The organism is Corynebacterium sp. H130 (assembly GCF_037572395.1).
In the GTDB taxonomy this organism is placed as follows: domain Bacteria; phylum Actinomycetota; class Actinomycetes; order Mycobacteriales; family Mycobacteriaceae; genus Corynebacterium.
On sequence record NZ_JBBHLA010000001.1, the window covers coordinates 518,675 to 535,278 of the forward strand.

At 57.9% G+C, this 16,604-nt stretch carries 17 protein-coding genes; 7 read left to right on the plus strand and 10 right to left on the minus strand.

Annotation, left to right across the window (positions count from 1 at the left end; translation table 11 throughout):
• Positions 1 to 17: 17 nt before the first annotated feature.
• The 9 genes from WG939_RS02535 to WG939_RS02575 form a co-directional block, all read right to left on the minus strand.
• The gene (locus WG939_RS02535) at positions 18 to 1,697 is read right to left on the minus strand and encodes an ABC transporter ATP-binding protein (protein ID WP_339982093.1); all 1,680 of its coding nucleotides are present in this window, start codon (positions 1,695 to 1,697) and stop codon (positions 18 to 20) included.
• A 13-nt stretch (positions 1,698 to 1,710) separates the two neighbouring features.
• Positions 1,711 to 2,670 (minus strand): ABC transporter permease, encoded by a 960-nt coding sequence (locus tag WG939_RS02540; protein WP_339982096.1) that lies wholly within the window; start codon positions 2,668 to 2,670, stop codon positions 1,711 to 1,713.
• Positions 2,663 to 3,589, minus strand: coding sequence for an ABC transporter permease (locus WG939_RS02545; RefSeq protein ID WP_339982098.1), 927 nt, complete (start codon positions 3,587 to 3,589; stop codon positions 2,663 to 2,665). Before WG939_RS02545 ends, WG939_RS02540 begins: the two co-directional genes overlap by 8 nt.
• Positions 3,590 to 3,743: 154 nt before the next feature.
• Positions 3,744 to 5,321 (minus strand): peptide ABC transporter substrate-binding protein, encoded by a 1,578-nt coding sequence (locus WG939_RS02550; protein ID WP_339982100.1) that lies wholly within the window; start codon positions 5,319 to 5,321, stop codon positions 3,744 to 3,746.
• A gap of 324 nt (positions 5,322 to 5,645) precedes the next feature.
• Entirely contained in the window at positions 5,646 to 6,164 is a 519-nt protein-coding gene (locus WG939_RS02555) for a hypothetical protein (RefSeq protein ID WP_339982625.1), read from the minus strand.
• Entirely contained in the window at positions 6,149 to 6,904 is a 756-nt protein-coding gene (locus tag WG939_RS02560; RefSeq protein WP_339982103.1) for an energy-coupling factor transporter transmembrane component T family protein, read from the minus strand. The genes WG939_RS02555 and WG939_RS02560 overlap by 16 nt, the downstream gene beginning before the upstream one ends.
• Positions 6,901 to 8,370: an ABC transporter ATP-binding protein gene (locus WG939_RS02565; RefSeq protein ID WP_339982105.1), complete on the minus strand. Its 1,470-nt coding sequence runs from the start codon at positions 8,368 to 8,370 to the stop codon at positions 6,901 to 6,903. Before WG939_RS02565 ends, WG939_RS02560 begins: the two co-directional genes overlap by 4 nt.
• The gene (locus WG939_RS02570; protein WP_339982108.1) at positions 8,371 to 8,952 is read right to left on the minus strand and encodes an ECF transporter S component; all 582 of its coding nucleotides are present in this window, start codon (positions 8,950 to 8,952) and stop codon (positions 8,371 to 8,373) included.
• Between the two features lie 131 nt (positions 8,953 to 9,083).
• Complete coding sequence (locus tag WG939_RS02575; protein ID WP_339982110.1) at positions 9,084 to 9,431, minus strand: DUF2218 domain-containing protein; 348 nt, start codon at positions 9,429 to 9,431, stop codon at positions 9,084 to 9,086.
• Between the two features lie 72 nt (positions 9,432 to 9,503).
• Between WG939_RS02575 and WG939_RS02580 the strand changes: the two genes are divergently transcribed.
• Entirely contained in the window at positions 9,504 to 10,403 is a 900-nt protein-coding gene (locus WG939_RS02580; RefSeq protein ID WP_339982112.1) for a patatin-like phospholipase family protein, read from the plus strand.
• A gap of 37 nt (positions 10,404 to 10,440) precedes the next feature.
• Positions 10,441 to 11,355 carry a DUF808 domain-containing protein gene (locus tag WG939_RS02585; protein WP_339982115.1) on the plus strand — a complete coding sequence of 305 codons (915 nt, stop codon included), beginning with the start codon at positions 10,441 to 10,443 and terminating at the stop codon, positions 11,353 to 11,355.
• 8 nt (positions 11,356 to 11,363) lie between these two features.
• Here WG939_RS02585 and zupT read toward each other — a convergent pair whose 3' ends face one another.
• Positions 11,364 to 12,152, minus strand: coding sequence for a zinc transporter ZupT (gene zupT, locus WG939_RS02590; protein ID WP_339982117.1), 789 nt, complete (start codon positions 12,150 to 12,152; stop codon positions 11,364 to 11,366).
• A gap of 383 nt (positions 12,153 to 12,535) precedes the next feature.
• Between zupT and WG939_RS02595 the strand changes: the two genes are divergently transcribed.
• From WG939_RS02595 to phnE (WG939_RS02615), 5 genes are read left to right on the plus strand one after another with little or no spacing between them, the layout of a single operon-like run.
• Positions 12,536 to 13,210, plus strand: coding sequence for an HAD family hydrolase (locus tag WG939_RS02595; RefSeq protein ID WP_339982119.1), 675 nt, complete (start codon positions 12,536 to 12,538; stop codon positions 13,208 to 13,210).
• A gap of 8 nt (positions 13,211 to 13,218) precedes the next feature.
• Positions 13,219 to 14,205, plus strand: a complete 987-nt coding sequence (locus WG939_RS02600) for a phosphate/phosphite/phosphonate ABC transporter substrate-binding protein (RefSeq protein WP_339982121.1) — start codon at positions 13,219 to 13,221, stop codon at positions 14,203 to 14,205.
• A 21-nt stretch (positions 14,206 to 14,226) separates the two neighbouring features.
• Positions 14,227 to 15,018 carry a phosphonate ABC transporter ATP-binding protein gene (gene phnC, locus WG939_RS02605; protein WP_339982123.1) on the plus strand — a complete coding sequence of 264 codons (792 nt, stop codon included), beginning with the start codon at positions 14,227 to 14,229 and terminating at the stop codon, positions 15,016 to 15,018.
• A 3-nt stretch (positions 15,019 to 15,021) separates the two neighbouring features.
• Positions 15,022 to 15,819: a phosphonate ABC transporter, permease protein PhnE gene (phnE, locus tag WG939_RS02610; protein WP_339982127.1), complete on the plus strand. Its 798-nt coding sequence runs from the start codon at positions 15,022 to 15,024 to the stop codon at positions 15,817 to 15,819.
• A complete protein-coding gene (gene phnE / locus WG939_RS02615) occupies positions 15,816 to 16,604 on the plus strand; it encodes a phosphonate ABC transporter, permease protein PhnE (RefSeq protein WP_339982129.1) in 789 nt (262 codons plus the stop codon). Before phnE (WG939_RS02610) ends, phnE (WG939_RS02615) begins: the two co-directional genes overlap by 4 nt.

Consider the following 16,604-nt stretch of genomic DNA (forward strand, 5'->3'; position numbering starts at 1 on the left):
TTCATATCCAGGAGCAACTACAGGTTTGCCCCGGTTCCCAATTCGATGCCAAGTCCTGGGACGGAATCGATGAGGTTGCGGGTGTAGTCCTCGCGAGGGTTAGCGAAGATCTCATCGGCGGTGCCGAATTCGACCAGCTTGCCCTGCTTCATCACTGCGACGTCGTCCGCAGTCTGGCGCACGACAGCGAGGTCGTGGGTGATGAACAGGTAGCTCAGATCCAGCTCTTCCTGCAGGTGGGACAGCAGCTGCAGGATCTGGTTCTGCACGAGCACGTCGAGTGCAGAAACAGCCTCGTCGAGCACAATTACCTCCGGCTTGAGCGCAAGTGCACGCGCGACGGCGATACGCTGACGCTGACCACCGGACAGCTCGTTCGGGTATCGACGCATCGTCGAACGTGGCATCGCAACCATGTCGAGCAGCTCAGCGACGCGCTTCTCGCGCTCTTTGCGGTTGCCAACGCCATGCACCACGAGTGGTTCTTCGATGCATCGGTAGATCGAGTACATCGGGTCGAGGGAGCCGTATGGGTTCTGGAACACGACCTGCAGCTTGCTGCGCATGTCGAAGAGCTCTTTGTTGCCCAGCGTCGACAGGTCGGTGCCCTTGTAGTACACCTTGCCGGAGGTTGGGTCGAGCAGGTTGAGGATCATGTTTGCCACGGTCGACTTACCGGAACCGGATTCGCCAACCAGCGCCAACGTGGTGCCCTTGCGGAGATCGAAGGAGACGTTGTCGACTGCCTTGAGCTTCTTCTTATCGCCCTTCGCGCCGCGTACGTCGAATTCCTTACACAGGTCTTCCACGCGAATGACAACTTCGTTGGTGGACACCTTTGGGGCCAGCAACTCGGCAGACTCGATACCCTGCTCCTGAGCAGCACGGATTCGTGCGGATGCCAGCGAAGGTGCCGCCTTGACCAGGCGCTTGGTGTATGGGTGCTGTGGGTCGCGCAGAATCTGCAGCGATGGGCCAGACTCCACGATGCGACCGCGGTGCATCACGACGAGGTGTTCCGCGCGTTCTGCTGCCAGGCCCAAGTCGTGGGTGATGAACAGTACTGCGGTTCCCAGTTCCTTGGTCAGGCCTTCGAGGTGATCAAGGATGCGCTTCTGAACGGTCACGTCGAGTGCAGAGGTTGGTTCGTCGGCGATCAGCAGCTTCGGACGCGCTGCCATACCAATGGCGATGAGGGCGCGCTGGCGCATGCCGCCGGAGAATTCGTGCGGGTACTGCTTCGCACGGCGCTCGGCGTCGGGAAGCCCGGCTTCCTCGAGCAGCTGGGTGACGCGCGCATCCATCTCGGAGCCCGGCACAACGTTGTTGGCCTTGAGGGATTCCTTGATCTGGGTGCCGATCTTCCACACTGGGTTGAGGTTGGACATCGGGTCCTGCGGGACCAGGCCGATTTCGGAGCCTCGGTACTCTTCCATCTGCTTGGAGCTCAGTGGGGCGAGGTCCTTGCCTTCGAAGAGGATCTGACCGCCGGTGACGCGACCGGTGCCCGGCAGCAGGCCGATGATGGACATAGCCGTGGTGGACTTGCCGGAGCCGGATTCACCCACGATGGCGACGGACTGGCCTGGGTAGATCGTCATGTTGACGCCACGGACGGCTTCGACAGTGCCGGTGGACGAGGTGAACGAGATCTGCAGATCCTTGAGTTCCAGCAATGGGGATTCAGAATTAGTCATTGTTGTCTCTCCCCTACTTCTTGCGGTTCTTTGGATCGAGGGCGTCGCGAACAACGTCGCCCATCATGATGAAGGACAGCACGGTCAGCGCCAGAGCGGATGCTGGCCAGAACAACACCATTGGCTCAGTGCGCAGCGAGGCCTGTGCCTTGGAGATGTCGCCACCCCAGGAAACGATGTTCGGAGGCAGACCAATACCCAGGAAGGACAGGGTTGCTTCAGCAACAATGAAGGTGCCCAGAGCCACGGTTGCGTAGACGATGATTGGAGCTGCGGCGTTCGGAAGAACGTGGCTGGTCAGGATCTTCCAGCGAGACGCACCGACTGCGCGAGCTGCAGTGACGAATTCTTCGTTCTTCACGCTCATGACAGCGCCACGGGTGATGCGGGCGATATTGGTCCAGCCGAAGAGCGCCAGAACCACGACGACGGTGAAAATCGTGCGGTGTTCCTTGAACATCTGCATTACGACGATGGCAGCCAGTACCAGTGGGATGGCGTAGAAGATGTCGGTGACGCGGGAAAGCAGGGTGTCCAGGATGCCACCGAAGTAGCCGGCCAGTGCGCCGATCGTCGTGCCGATCAGCACAACCAGCAAGGTGGTGAGGACGCCAACGCTTACCGACGCGCGTGCGCCGTAAATCATGCGGGAGTAAATGTCACAGCCCTGACGATCGAAACCGAATGGGTGACCAGATTCTGGGCCACCGAGCGACTTGCCAAGTTCACACATGGCTGGGTCGGTCGTCGTGAATAGCTGTGGCAGCAGTGCGAGTAGCACGGCGGTGAATATGAGAGCAGCAGAGACCCAGAACAATGGGCGCTTACGTAGCTGGCGCCACGCCTCGCCCCACATGGAGGAAGGGGCGGATTCGTCGGCGACTGCGTCGACAGCGCCGAGTCCGGTCTCGTCAGTTTCGGCAACGAAGTGCTCTTGACCGCGGCGGATAGAGGTGTTGTCGGTATTAGGCATAGCGGATCCTTGGGTCGAGCACGGCGTAGATCAAGTCAACAAGGAGGTTGGCGAAGATGTAGACGATCACCAGGACGGTGGTGAAGGACACGACTGTCGCTGGTTCGCCCTTGATAATCGCCTGGTAGATCGTGCCACCGACGCCGTTGATGCCGAAGATGCCTTCGGTAATGATGGCGCCACCCATGAGGGACCCCAGGTCCGCGCCCAGGAACGTTGCCACTGGGATCAAGGAATTGCGGAGCACGTGGCGACGGGTAACATCGCCGCTCTTGAGGCCCTTCGCACGAGCGGTGCGCACGTAGTCTGCGCTGAGATTTTCAGACACAGACTGGCGAGTAAGCCTGAGAACGTAAGCGAATGACACTGCACCCAACACGATTGCTGGCATCAGCAGCGAAACAAAATCTTCCTTCGAGCCGACCGTTGCAGGCAGCAATTGCAGCTTCACGCCGACGACAAACTGGAACACGAAACCAATGACGAAGGATGGCACTGCGATCACGAGCAGGGAAAGCACGAGAACGGTGGAGTCAAAGATACCGCCGCGGCGCATACCTGCGATGACACCAAAACCGATGCCAAGGATGGCTTCAAATGCGAGCGCCATGATTGCGAGCTTGATGGTCACAGGGAAAGCATTTGCCATTGCTTCGGAAACCGGACGACCGGAGAAGGTAGTGCCGAAGTCGAACATGAAAATGCCCTTGATGTAGAGCAAGTATTGAATCAAGAACGGCTTATCGAGGTTGTAATCCGCTCGGATCTTGGCTGCCGCTGCCTCGGTAAGGCCGCGGTCACCGCCAAGCGCCTGGACTGGGTCTCCAGGCATCAGGAAGACGAGGGCGTAAATCAGCAGTGTCGCTCCGAAAAAGACCGGAATCATCTGGAGCAAACGTCGCCCGACGTAACGCAACATAGGGAGTTTCCTTGGGTAATGGGGGCAGGTTCGCAAAAATAAGAAAGGCTAAAGCTTGTGTTCTAAAGCTTTACTTAAAGTACCATGAGCTCCGAGTCACACTGAAAAGTATCACTCGGAGCTCATGGATGAATGAGTCAATAAAAGAAGGTGTTTACTTCTTGGTGACTGCGTAGTACTCAGGGACGGACTTCCAGTTGAACTTCACATTTTCAACGTCCTTGCCGTAACCACCGGTGACGTTGGAGTACCACAGTGGGATTGCAGGCAGTTCCTTGAACAGAATCTGCTGAACCTCGTTGTACTTCTTGTTAGCTTCGTCAACGGTTGGTGCAGCGGCAGCTTCCTTCAGCAGACGATCAACCTCTGGGTTGGAGTAGTCACCATCGTTGGAGGATGCCTTGGTTGCGTACATTGGGCTCAGGAAGTTGTTCAGACCTGGGTAGTCTGCCTGCCAGCCGGTGCGGAACGCAGTGGCAATGGTGCGGTGCTTGACCTGGTCACGCAGAGACTTGAAGTCTGGGTATGGGGCGCCTACAGCGTCGATACCGAGGGTGTTCTTGATGGAGTTGGCGGTAGCGTCAACCCATGCCTGGTGGCCACCATCAGCGTTGTAAGCGATTGCAAACTGGCCGGTCCATGGGGAGATAGCGTCAGCCTTTGCCCACAGTTCCTTTGCCTTTGCTGGGTCGTACTTCAGCACCTCTGCACCCTGAACGGTGTCGGAGTGTCCGTCGATGACCGGGGAGGTGAAGTCGGTGGCTGGGGTACGGGTCTTCAGGAAGATCTTCTCGGTAATCTCTTCACGGTTGATGGCGTGAGAGATTGCCTGTCGACGCAGCTCGCCTTCCTCACCGGAGAAGTGCTCCAGCTTGCTTGGGATAGTGAAGGACTGGAACACAGCTGCTGGCTGGTTCACGCCACGGCCGTCCAGTTCAGACTCGAACTTGCTGAATGCGGAGTCTGGAACTGCGTCCAGAACATCAAGGTTACCGGAGAGCAGGTCAGCGTATGCAGCATCCTGCTTAGGGTAGAAGGTGAACTTCACGCCCTTGTTCTGCGCCTTGCGGCCTCCGTTGTAGTTCTCGTTTGGAACGATGGTGATTGCCTCGTTGTGCTCCCATTTTTCCAGCTTGTATGGGCCGTTGGAGACTGGCTTCTCGCCCTGTGCTGCCATGTCGTTGAAGGCAGAATCTGGCAGTGGGAAGAAGGAGGAGTAACCGAGGCGCAGCTCGAAGTCGGAGGTTGGCTCGGAAAGCTGGACGGTGAAGGTCTTGTCGTCGACAACCTTCAGGCCTTCCATCTCCTTGACGCCTTCCTTGTAGCCCTTGATTGGCTCGAAGAAGGATGCGCCCTGCTGGTCGTTTTCGACAGCGTAGTTCCAGGCCTTAACAAAGTTGGCGGCCTTGATTGGGGAACCGTCGGAGAACTTCAGATCAGGCTTCAAAGTGATCTTGTAGTTGGTCTCGTCAACCTTCTCGATCTTCTCAGCCATCTCGTTGTGGGTCTTGCCGTCGGTGTCGTAGTACACGAGACCGGCGTAGATCATATCGACCACGCGTCCACCACCAGTTTCGGTGGTGTTGGCTGGCAGAAGTGGGTTCTGTGGCTCATTGCCGTTGGCAAGGATGATGCCGTCGGTGGATCCGGAATCAGAACCGGAACCGCATGCGGCCAGACCAAAAGCAAGGGCTGCTGCGGATACCGCAGCCAATGACTTCTTCAAGATCATGAGTTTTCCTCCATGGTGACGTGGCCTCGAGGCTCGAGAGCCAATCCGAGTTGGTTTGTTAGGTTCCCGACTCAGATAACCCTGCACCAATTGTTATGTGATGCAGTTCATATCTGTTTAGCGAATTAACCAAGCCAACACAACTCCTTGACAGAACTTTGCCACATCAACACTTTTAAGTGCAAGCTGGAAATTTAAGACTTAGTGCATTTATTCAGTACAGGATCGCACCCAGCCAATAAGCTGCAGCTAATCTAGTTCAGCGTTTGCTCAGAAAATACGGCTCCACCCCTGCAGCCACCCCCAAAAAACCCCGCATAATATTCATGATTGACCCGAACCTTGTTCAACAAGAATTGCGTCAAATGGGGGTAAGGTCGAATACAAAGCATCCTCTTGAGTGGCCCACATCTCCCACCAGGGGGCAAAGCCTGGATCCCGCTTCAGCGCGCGCTCTTTCCGAAGCTCATCAGGACACGTCACCCGAATGAGTTCCACTGGACCTCGTTTGAGCGCAGCAGCCACCGAGTTGGTCGTTATCGCTCCTACGCCTTCCACAATGAGGGGCGAAGCAGGGTCAAGAGCGACCCACTCCCCTGGCTCGTCTCTTTCCCAATCCCACCTGCGAAAGCCGGGGCGATACGGATGCAGCACGTCTGAGGCGACCATAGCTGCGCCGTCGGCAAGCCCGTGCCACCCTGGATAGAAGTCATCCATGTGCACCACAGGCCAGCCGAGTTTGGCACCCAGCTTATGGGCGAAGGTGGTCTTTCCAGCCCCGGACCTGCCGTCAATGAGGATCGTGCGGGTCCCCTCTGGGATTTCTACTAAGCGCCGAGGAATCGGAACTCACCCACCCACACTGAAATGACAATGGCTAACACGCCACAGAATGTGGCGCCAATTAGGAGCAATGCATCGCGCATGCCGGCCTTTGACGGGCGCGCCCAACTACGAGGCTCCTCGCCACCAAAACCGCGAGCTTCCATGGCCGTAGCCAACTTGGTTCCGCGACGAATCGCCAGGACGAGGAGTGAAAACGCCATTCCTACGAACCCGCGGATTCTGCCAATGTCGGCCACGCCACGAGCCCGGCGCGCCCTACCCAGAGCATCCCAGTCACGCTGAAACAGCGTCATGAGGCGCACGCCCGCAACGCTGCCAATCACGAATCTTTCCGGAAAGTGGAGGACTTGCGCGAGCCCGTCGCCAAGCTCGGTCGGGTCAATGCCCCGGCACAGCACGATGACCGGCAGCGCCACAGCCAGCACTCGCAACATGATGGCAACGGCAAGCTGAAGGGAGTTGTCGGTGACGTGCGCGAAGGCAAAGCTGAAATACTCCCGACCTTCCGGCCTGCCATACAGCGCCATGGAAAGACCTGCGATGGGGGTGACTAGCAGGATGGGAACAGCTTTGCGCACCAGCTCGACCCAGGAAACTCCGCACAGTGGTGAAAGTAGCAGGATGAGTGCAAGGGCCACTGTCGCCGAAACCCAGTCGACACTGAGCAGCAACGGCGTGGTGAAAGCGATCAGGGCGCCGATGCGCGTGACAGGGTTGGTTCCCCGCAACAGATTCATGCCGTCACCTCCACGTGGTGGTCGCCGAGCAGGGCCACAAAGTGATGGTCGTGAGTGATCGCCACGACGGCCACGCCCTCTCGGGTGAGGTCTCGGAGCAGGGCTGTGAGGTCTAGGAATGTACGCCGGTCCTGGCCAAACGTTGGCTCATCGAGCAACAGCACATCCGGGGTGTCGATCAGTGCCGTCGCTACCGACAGTCGTCGCTTCTGCCCGCCTGACAGCGTGAAAGGGTTCGCTGCGGCGAGGTGCGCAAGGCCCAGCCGATCAAGCAGATCCTGCGCGCGCTGCTTTGCGACGCCATCGGCCTCCGGAAGCCCTGTCCAGAGCAAAGCGCGGCGGCGCTGCCTCTTACGTACCCGGGAGGACAGCAACATCTCATCCAACACCGTAGAGGTAAGGAATTGGTGCTCTGGATCCTGGAACACCACGCCAATATGCCGTGCTAAATCGGACGAGGACCAGGTGTGCGGATCTTTCCTTCCGCAGAGAGTGACGCTTCCGGCGCAGGGTGACAATAGGCCCGCCATCGTGAGGGCAAGCGTCGTCTTACCAGCGCCATTGGGGCCGGTGACGACCGTGCCGGCAGCTGCCGGAATGCTCAAGTTTCGTGGTGGCCCCAACGGGCGGTCCCAGCCGGAACGCAGTTCGTGGGTTTCAAGAATTGTTTCCCCCAGCGCATTGGGAAGTCCCGGCGTGGCGATGCGTTCTTCCATGGGAAGGCTGAGCTCCGGGACCCACATGCCCTTCGCTGCCAGCGAGGATGCTTCGACTCGGAGGAGTGCGCTGATCGGAGCGTCGTGAAGCAGCGTACCGTCGGCGCTGATGACGATGCCGCGATCGACCAGGTCAATCCAGGTATCGACGCGATGTTCCACCACGATGAGCGTGGCACCGGTCCTGGCAGTGACCTTTTCGATGGCCGCCGTGACCTCGCGTACGCCTTCCGGGTCCAAATTGGCGGTCGGCTCGTCCAGGACGATGACCTGCGCGCCCATAGCGATGATCCCGGCGAGGGCGAGGCGTTGCTTCTGGCCACCAGACAGGTGCGAGGTGGGGTGGTCTAGAGGTAGATCCAGCCCCACTAGCTCGAGTGCTTCGGAAACTCGACGCCATGTCTCTTCGCGATCCACCCCGAGGTTTTCACAGCCAAAGGCCACATCATCCCCAACTCGCGCGGCAATTACCTGCGAATCGGGATCTTGCAGCACCATGCCGACGAGACCACGGCAGGCCCGGGAGTCACGTCCTGCAACAGTGAGGGAACCTGACCAGTCACCTTCGTCTTCATCGCCTAGCACACCGGCGATGGCGGCTAGCAGCGTAGATTTGCCAGCACCCGACTCCCCAAGGATGAGCACTTTCTCACCTGGGTCAATATGGAAGGTGATGTCGCTGAGCGCGGGTTTCTTTCGACTGGCGTGGCGCCAGCCAAATCCCCGCGCCTCGACGGCTGCGCCACTCATTTATACGAGGGTGCGGTGCTCTCGACCAGATGCGAAGCGATCCAACGCACCCGTAGCAGCGAGCGCCTTGGTGAGTAGATACCCCACGACACCAGCCAAAATTGCGCCGGACACTGTCAGTGCGCCCCAGTAGATGAGATTGAACGTTATTCCCTTTGCCAGATTGCCGAATGCAACGAGTTCGATGAGGAACGCACCCCACGCAGCGCCGATGCCGGCAGAAATAGCGTTGACAATGCCATAGCGCTTATACGCAAAGATGAGGAAGATCAGCTCAGCGCCAAGGCCCTGCGCCAGACCGGAGTACAGCGTCTCAATGCCCCACTGATTGCCCATGAGCGCAGACACAATGGCAGCCAGGACCTCAACAAAGATTGCTGCTCCTGGCTTGCGGATGATCAAACCTCCAAGGACACCGCCGAGCAGCCAGATGCCGACGGCGATTCCGCCGAAGCCTGGGGTGAGCGCGTTCATCGCCTCGTACCAGGCATATCCGATGGAATTCCACACAAAAAAGATGAGGCCACAAGCCACACCCAAGACGACGGCCACCAAAATATCGACCACACGCCACGACTTCATTATGATCTGCCCTTCTCCCTTTCGCCGGCATTACCCGGATCAGGTGCAACGGTTCGCACCGAGTGTGCGTCTCAGCCCGAATTGATTGTTCATTCAAGCACCCGTGTTTTTCTTGTGCATCAATCCTAGCTTCAGCTACGTCGCCAGGAGACTTCAAGCCCGTCCTTCTGTCCGAATCGTTCCAAATGCGAGCCAACAACCTGCTCAAAGCGAGGTATCAACTCAGCAGGTCCTTCCACGTGAATGAGCAGGACTGCCTCCGCGGCGACTAGTCCCACATGGACTTTGCCGTCGAACGCTTTCTTCGGGTTTTCCGATCCCGAGCCTTCCCCGACAAAGGTAAATTCTCCACGACCATCATTGCTGTCCCAATGGCCGTCGTTATGCGCACTAAAGTGCGAGACCAGCTGTTTTGCGTAGCGAGCTGGCCGATCAGTAGCCACGCGCGCGGTGGAACTGCCAATGTCCATGCTTGTCATGTGCACTCACTATAGTGTCCTAGCTCACGTGCAGGTGCAGGAGACCCCTCTTTTGCTTGTATCGTTAAGGACATGGCCCAGCACTTCCCCCACGTCGCCCTCGTCATCGAAGGTGGCGGCACCCGTAATTCGTATACGGCAGCCGTCATTGACAAGTTTCTAGCCGAGGGCTTTTCCTTCGGCTGGGTCGGTGGCGTTTCCGCAGGCAGTTCTCTGACCGGTGGCATGCTCAGCGGATCACGAAAGTCAGTCAAAGAAGCTTTCGTCGATGTTCCCGCAGCTCGGGAGGCCGGTGGCTGGGGCTCCTTCCTCCGTGGACGAGGCTATTTCGACGCGGAGTACATCTACGAAAAGTCCACTGTTGCAGGCGAGCGTTTCGCCATCGACTACGACGCCATCTCCACTAATCCCACTCCTTTTCGCATTGGTGCCGTGCGCGCTGACACCGGCGAGATGGTCTATTGGGGCAAGCAAGACATTCACAGCCTTGCGGACTTCACACTCCGAGTGCGCGCTTCTTCCACAATGCCAGTCTTCATGCCGATGCCGCTCATCGACGGCATCCGCTACGTCGACGGCGCCCTTGGCCCCACTGGCGGAATCCCGATCGACGCTGCACGCAAGGACGGCTTCACCACATTCTTTGTCCTGCTGTCCCGCCCGCGGGATTACACAAAACCCGCGGTGACTAGGCCAGCAGCTTTGCGACGTCTCTTCCGCAATTACCCAGCGGTAGCAGACGCGATGATCGCCAGGCCGGGTCGCTACAACCGCACTCGCGAGGAGCTCCTCCGACTGGAAACAGAAGGCAAGGCGTATCTTTTCTTCCCCACGCATTTGTCGGTTCATAACAGGGAGCGAAACCTTGCCAAGCTGGAAGCATCTTTCGCTGCAGGCCAGGCGCAAGTGGAACGGGACTGGCCTGCAATCTCGCGTTTCCTCCAGCAAACCAATTCGTCGCTGCCGGGGTAAGCTAAGGCAATAGTTTTTCGACCAAAGGGGATTTTTCATGGCCGGTGGGTTAGCTGCCCTGCTAGATGACGTTGCTGCCATCGCGAAGGTAGCTGCGGCAAATGCGGATGACATCGCTGCTGCAACTGCAAAGACCAGCGCGAAGGCCGCGGGCGTTGTCGTCGACGATGCGGCCGTAACTCCGCAATATGTCAGTGGCGTAACTCCGGCTCGAGAGCTCCCCATCATTTGGCGCATCGCCAAGGGTTCGCTGATTAACAAGCTGGTTTTCATTCTTCCGATTGCCCTCGCGCTTTCGGTGTGGGCGCCTTGGGCACTGACCCCGATCCTCATGCTCGGTGGGTCTTTCCTGTGCTTTGAGGGCATGGAGAAGGTCATCGAGAAGCTCACGGGTTCCTCTGAAGAATCGGAAGCTGTCGTGGAGAAGGAGCCTCAGGACGAGAACAAGCTGGTCCGCAGCGCCATCACCACAGATCTCATCCTTTCCGCGGAAATCATGGTGATTTCCCTGAACTCGGTCACCGATCTCCCCTTCGCGATGCGCACCGCCGTCTTGGTTTGCGTCGCCATCGGCATCACGGTTCTGGTGTACGGCGCCGTCGGCCTGTTGGTGAAGATGGACGATATCGGACTCCACATGGCGAGCAAGAACAACGCGGGCTCGCAAAAGATGGGCCGCGCGCTTGTCGACGCCATGCCCAAGGTTCTAGCGCTCATCGCAATCATCGGCACTTTCGCCATGCTGTGGGTCGGCGGCCACATCGTCATGGTTGGCCTGCATGAACTCGGATGGTCCGCTCCATATGACTTCGTCCACCACATGGAAACCATGGTTCCCGAGGGATTCCTCGGCTGGTGCGTGAACACCTTCTTCTCCCTCATCATTGGTGCAATTTGGGGCGGCATCATTGCCGGCATCATCCACTTCACGCCTCTAAAGCGCGGGCACTAGTTGGGCTCTTAGACCAGCACCAGCGACACTGCCATCACGAGCATGCCAGCTAGCAGGCCGTATACCGCTGCATGATGCTTGCCGGTTGAAACAGCGGTGGGAAGTAGCTCATCGAGCGAAATGAACACCATGATTCCCGCGACCGCACCAAAAGCAATCCCCAAGGTCAGTGGCCCCATCACCGGCATGAGCAGCAAGAACCCCACCAGCGCGCCCAACGGTTCGGCGATACCCGTCAGTGTCGCCCACTTGAAACCCTGAAAACGCGATCCAGTCGCCTGCCACAACGGGATCGCAACCGAAATTCCTTCCGGAATGTTGTGGATCGCAATCGCAACCGCCACTGGAATAGCAATGTGCGGACTCTCCAACGCGGACAAAAACGTGGCAAAACCCTCCGGAAAATTGTGAATGCCAATGGCCACCGCCATGAGCACACCCATCTTCCGTAACTTCGCCACATCCACGCCGCCGACCTCGTGCGACTCATGAGGATTCACCGCAGTAGGCACCAGACGGTCAATGACACCAATGATCAAAACGCCAAGAAAGAAAGCGCCAACCGCAGCCCACTGCCCCGGCTTGTCCCCAAGCCGCTCAACCATCTGGTCAGAGGCCTCGGGGAGAATCTCTAGGAACGACACCCAGAGCATCACGCCCGCTGAAAAACCCAAGGCAGCAGCGAGGAAAGTGGCGGAGGGATCCTTCTTTTTCAAGACGACGAGCCCGCCGATGGACGTCGATAAGCCAGCTGCGATGGTGAGCGTGGATGCAAGGAGAAGTGAACTCGTCGTCATGCAGGTAAATGAAACCAGATTGCGTTAGAGTGAGGCAAATTTAGATTCACGATGGTGCTGTGTTGAGATTGCGTGCAAATCTGCACCCTCTGAAACAGGATTGAGTGGTTGAAAAGGCCATAGCAGGGTGCAGATTCGAAACGCGAACAAAATCTACACCCTCCAACGCAAGATTGTGTGGTTGAAAAGGCCATAGCAGGGTGCAGATTCGAAACGCGAACAAAATCTACACCCTCCAAAGCAGGATTGAGCAGCCGAAAAGGCCATAGCAGGGTGCAGATTCGAAACGCGAACAAAGTCTACACCCTCCAACGCCCCAAAATTCACCTACTGTTCAACCAGTGTGGACATTCCGTCCATTTTGTCCTTTTATTGTGGACACCATGTCCAGCACTGAACTTTCACCCTCCCCAGGCGCCATCATTTTTGATTTCGATGGCACCGTTTCCCTAGGCCACGGCCCCGTGCTCGCCTACGCGGAGGCGATTGCCCAGAACGCGGACATTCCCGAATTCCTTCCAGCCATCAATCGTCTGTTTCAGCTCGACGAAGTCCACATTGACGACTATTTTCCGCGGGACGGTTACGACGCAGTCCAATCCCTGGCGCGCTACTACGGTGTCACGGATAGTCAGCTTGAACAGGCATACCAAAAGTCACGCACACAGCTTGAATCCACTGAAATTCACGGAGTCCCTAGCTTGATCGAGTTTCTCCGTGACACCAGCTGGACCACAGTGCTCGCGTCCAATTCTCCAACAACAGGCATCGCTGCCGCGTTGGAGAAGCTTGGCCTTAACCACAGTTTTGATCACGTCATCAATTCAGTTGGCAAGCCAATGGGTTTGGACGCTGTGCTCGACCAGTTTGCTTCCGGCACGGATGTCATCGGTGTCGGTGACATCTGGGACTTTGATCTCGCCCCAATTCATGCTCGTGGCGGAACCACCGTTCTGATGAAAAGCCAGTTCCGGCAACCGCGTAGCTGCACCCCCTCGGTCATGGTTTCCGACCCTGCTGACCTAGTTTCGACCCTTCACTCACTCATCGAAAGGTAATTCGCACCATGCGTCGCGTTCTCTCCACCGTGGCTATCGCCACCCTCACTGCGTTCTCCCTCGCCGGCTGCTCCTCTTCCGACTCCGAAAACAAGGCACCGGAGCGCCCGGAAGAAATCACCCTGGCACTGATCCCAAATGAGAAGGTCAATGACCTGGTTACCACCGCAAAGCCACTAACTGACCACCTGTCGCAGAAGCTTGGCGTCAAGGTCAACGGCGTTGTTACCAAGGACTACCAGGCAGCAGTTGAGGCCATCGGCTCCGGCCAGGCCCACATCGCCATCGCTTCCGCAGCTCAGCTCGCCGCAGCTGAAGACATGTACGGCGCTCACGCTGTCCTCCAGGACGTTCGCTTCGGAGCATCCACCTACGCTGGCCAGTTCATCACCAACAACCCTGACAAGTACTGCGCCGACAAGCCAGTGAAGGCAAAGTACGCTGCCAATGACCAGGAGTACCTCTACTGCAACGGCACTGCTACCCCTGACAACAACAAGGGCCAGGGCCCTAAGGGCCTTGAGGCGCTGAAGAAGATCGATAAGGACACCCCGGTCGCCATGCTGGGCACCACCTCCCCTGCCGGCTACCAGCTGCCAGTGATGGCGATGGAATCCCAGGGCATCAAGGTCGACGAGCTAAAGAAGGTCCCTGTGACCTCTAATGACGCTTCTGTCATGGCTGTCTACAACGGCGACGCCGAAGTTGGCTTCTCCTTCTGGGACGCTCGCTCCACCGTGAAGAAGGAAGAAGTTCCTGACCTTGCCGACAAGCTCGTCGTCTTCGGATACACCGAGATGTACCCGAACGGTGGCGTCGTCGTCTCCGATGACCTCCCTGAGGACATGCGCAAGGAAATCACCGACATCATGGACAAGTTCTCTGAGGTCGACCCAAAGACCATGAAGTCCATCTTCGACATCACCGACTGGGTACCAGCTGACCCAGCGGCTATCGACATGGCCCGCAAGGTCAACGACCGCTTCAAGAAGTAACAACGCCCAAAGGACAGCCCCATGACCACCACAGAAGCCTGGCCAATTATCTTCGACGACGTCACCGTCACCTACCCCAACGGAACCGTCGGACTGAAGAACATCTCCATCACCATCGAACCAGGAGAAATGGTGGCCGTCGTGGGGCTGTCCGGCTCTGGAAAGTCCACCTTCATCCGAACGATCAACGGACTCGTGCAACCAACCGAAGGCACAGTGACGGTCGGCCAGCACAACGTCACCGCGGCAAGTGGCAAAGATCTGCGGTTGATCCGCGGACACATCGGAATGATTTTCCAGGGCTTCAACCTGGCCGACCGCGCCACTGTTTTTAACAATGTGCGCGTCGGACGTTTCGCCCACACCCCGACGTGGAAAACCCTTCTCGGGATCACTTCGAGGGATGACAAAGACATCATCGCGAGCGCGCTTGATTCAGTGGGGATGCTCGAAAAGACCTGGGTGAAAGCAGGCGCTTTGTCCGGAGGGCAGAAACAACGCGTCGCGATTGCCCGTACCCTGGCGCAGCAGCCATCCCTCATCCTGGCGGACGAACCCGTCGCCTCCCTTGACCCACCTACCGCGCATTCCGTGATGGCTGACCTGCGCCACATCAACGAGGAAAGTGGCATCACTGTCCTGGCGAATCTCCACCTCATCGATCTCGCCCTCACATACACCACCCGTGTAATTGGCTTGCGCGCCGGCGAAATTGTGTACGACGGCCCAGCCAGCGAGGCAAAAGTTTCAGACTTCGAAGAAATCTACGGGCGCAAGATCAATCCGCAAGACACCTTGGGCATAGGTGAATAGTCCATGACTGCTCCTACTCTGCCCCCACGCCCGCGCAATTTCCTTGCGCCGGGATTAGCAGCGACGGCCGTCGTCATGCTCACGGTACTCGCATGTCAGCCCAGCCTCGGTGGCGTGAAAATTGATCTCAATGCCATCTCCCGCAACTGGGAAAAGGGCGCCACGCGTCTGGCCAAAATGCTGCACCCGGACTGGACGATTCTGCCCCGCACGCTTGACCCGATGCTGGAAACCCTGAGCATGGCCGTTGTAGGAGCTGCCCTCACCGCGGTCATCGCCCTGCCGCTGTCGTTGTGGGCTGCGAGGCCGACAAATCCAAACACGCCCACTCGTATTGCGATCCGCGCGGTTCTCAACGTAGTGCGCTCCATCCCGAACCTGGTGTACGCCACGATTTTGGTGGCGATGGTGGGCGTCGGCACGCTGCCGGGCGTAATCAGCCTGGTGCTTTTCGACGTCGGAATCGTCGTCAAACTTGTGTCAGAGTCCATCGATTCCGCAGATTCTGACTACATCGAGGCCGGTACTGCTGCCGGCGGAACCCCAACACAAATTGGCGCTGTCTCCGCGCTTCCCCAAACCTGGCCCGTCTTTGTCAGCCAGCTCATTTATGCACTCGAGTTGAACGTTCGTATTTCCGCGATTTTGGGCCTGGTCGGTGCGGGAGGTATTGGCCTGGTGATCGATGAGGTGCGCGGTTACTACCGCTATGATGCGCTGGCCGCCATCATCATCGAGCTGCTCATTGTGATTATCGTCCTCGAAATTGTGTCCGTTAATTTGCGCCGGAGGCTCCGATGACAGCGTTGCCTAAGCACCACCGTCCGTTGTCCTTCTATCTTGCGTGGAGCGTCCTTGCAGCGATTGTGGCGCTGTCGTTCGACTTCGTCAACATCGAGCTAAAGGATCTCGGTGACTTTCCGAAGCAATTCCTTCACTACACGTCCTTGATGTTTTCCGACCCCGATTGGTCGAAGCTTGGCGAGGCACTTAGTCAAACCTGGAAGTCTGTGGCCATGGCGTGGGTTGGCGCTGTACTCGGCGTCATCCTGTCCACTCTGCTTGGCATCCCAGCAGCAAATACGGTGTCGCCGTCCTGGGTATCCCAGCCACTGCGTTGGCTGTTTGCAGTCATTCGAGCAATTCCCGAGGTGATCATCGCGATCATCCTGTTGACGGTCACTGGCTTCACCCCATTCACGGGCGCACTTGCCCTGGCTATCGGCGGTATTGGCACGCATGCGAAGTGGACGTATGAAACCTTCGAGACTGCTCCACAGGACGTCGCGGAGGCGGTTCGTGCTTCCGGTGGCAACTTGCTGGAAACCATCCGTTGGGGTCAATGGCCTATCGTTGCGCCGGAGCTGTTTTCCCTGGCCTTGTACCGCTTCGAGATCAACGTCCGTACCTCCGCCGTCCTGGGCCTCATTGGTGTGGGTGGCATCGGCGACATGCTGACCGGCTACACCCAATACCGCCAATGGGACATTGTTGGTGTGTTGCTCATCGTGGTCATCGTGGTCACCATGCTTATCGACGCCATTTCCGGCGCGATCCGTCGCCGACTGGTCGCTTCCAGCAACTAG

Coding starts and splice junctions, on each gene's coding strand:
- WG939_RS02535 (WP_339982093.1), bottom strand. CDS start 1,697: ATGACTAATTCTGAATCCCCATTGCTGGAACTCAAGGATCTGCAGATC.
- WG939_RS02575 (WP_339982110.1), bottom strand. CDS start 9,431: ATGACAAGCATGGACATTGGCAGTTCCACCGCGCGCGTGGCTACTGAT.
- WG939_RS02580 (WP_339982112.1), top strand. CDS start 9,504: ATGGCCCAGCACTTCCCCCACGTCGCCCTCGTCATCGAAGGTGGCGGC.
- WG939_RS02540 (WP_339982096.1), bottom strand. CDS start 2,670: ATGCCTAATACCGACAACACCTCTATCCGCCGCGGTCAAGAGCACTTC.
- phnE (WP_339982127.1), top strand. CDS start 15,022: ATGACTGCTCCTACTCTGCCCCCACGCCCGCGCAATTTCCTTGCGCCG.
- zupT (WP_339982117.1), bottom strand. CDS start 12,152: ATGACGACGAGTTCACTTCTCCTTGCATCCACGCTCACCATCGCAGCT.
- WG939_RS02570 (WP_339982108.1), bottom strand. CDS start 8,952: ATGAAGTCGTGGCGTGTGGTCGATATTTTGGTGGCCGTCGTCTTGGGT.
- phnE (WP_339982129.1), top strand. CDS start 15,816: ATGACAGCGTTGCCTAAGCACCACCGTCCGTTGTCCTTCTATCTTGCG.
- WG939_RS02545 (WP_339982098.1), bottom strand. CDS start 3,589: ATGTTGCGTTACGTCGGGCGACGTTTGCTCCAGATGATTCCGGTCTTT.
- WG939_RS02585 (WP_339982115.1), top strand. CDS start 10,441: ATGGCCGGTGGGTTAGCTGCCCTGCTAGATGACGTTGCTGCCATCGCG.
- WG939_RS02565 (WP_339982105.1), bottom strand. CDS start 8,370: ATGAGTGGCGCAGCCGTCGAGGCGCGGGGATTTGGCTGGCGCCACGCC.
- WG939_RS02550 (WP_339982100.1), bottom strand. CDS start 5,321: ATGATCTTGAAGAAGTCATTGGCTGCGGTATCCGCAGCAGCCCTTGCT.
- WG939_RS02600 (WP_339982121.1), top strand. CDS start 13,219: ATGCGTCGCGTTCTCTCCACCGTGGCTATCGCCACCCTCACTGCGTTC.
- phnC (WP_339982123.1), top strand. CDS start 14,227: ATGACCACCACAGAAGCCTGGCCAATTATCTTCGACGACGTCACCGTC.
- WG939_RS02560 (WP_339982103.1), bottom strand. CDS start 6,904: ATGAATCTGTTGCGGGGAACCAACCCTGTCACGCGCATCGGCGCCCTG.
- WG939_RS02595 (WP_339982119.1), top strand. CDS start 12,536: ATGTCCAGCACTGAACTTTCACCCTCCCCAGGCGCCATCATTTTTGAT.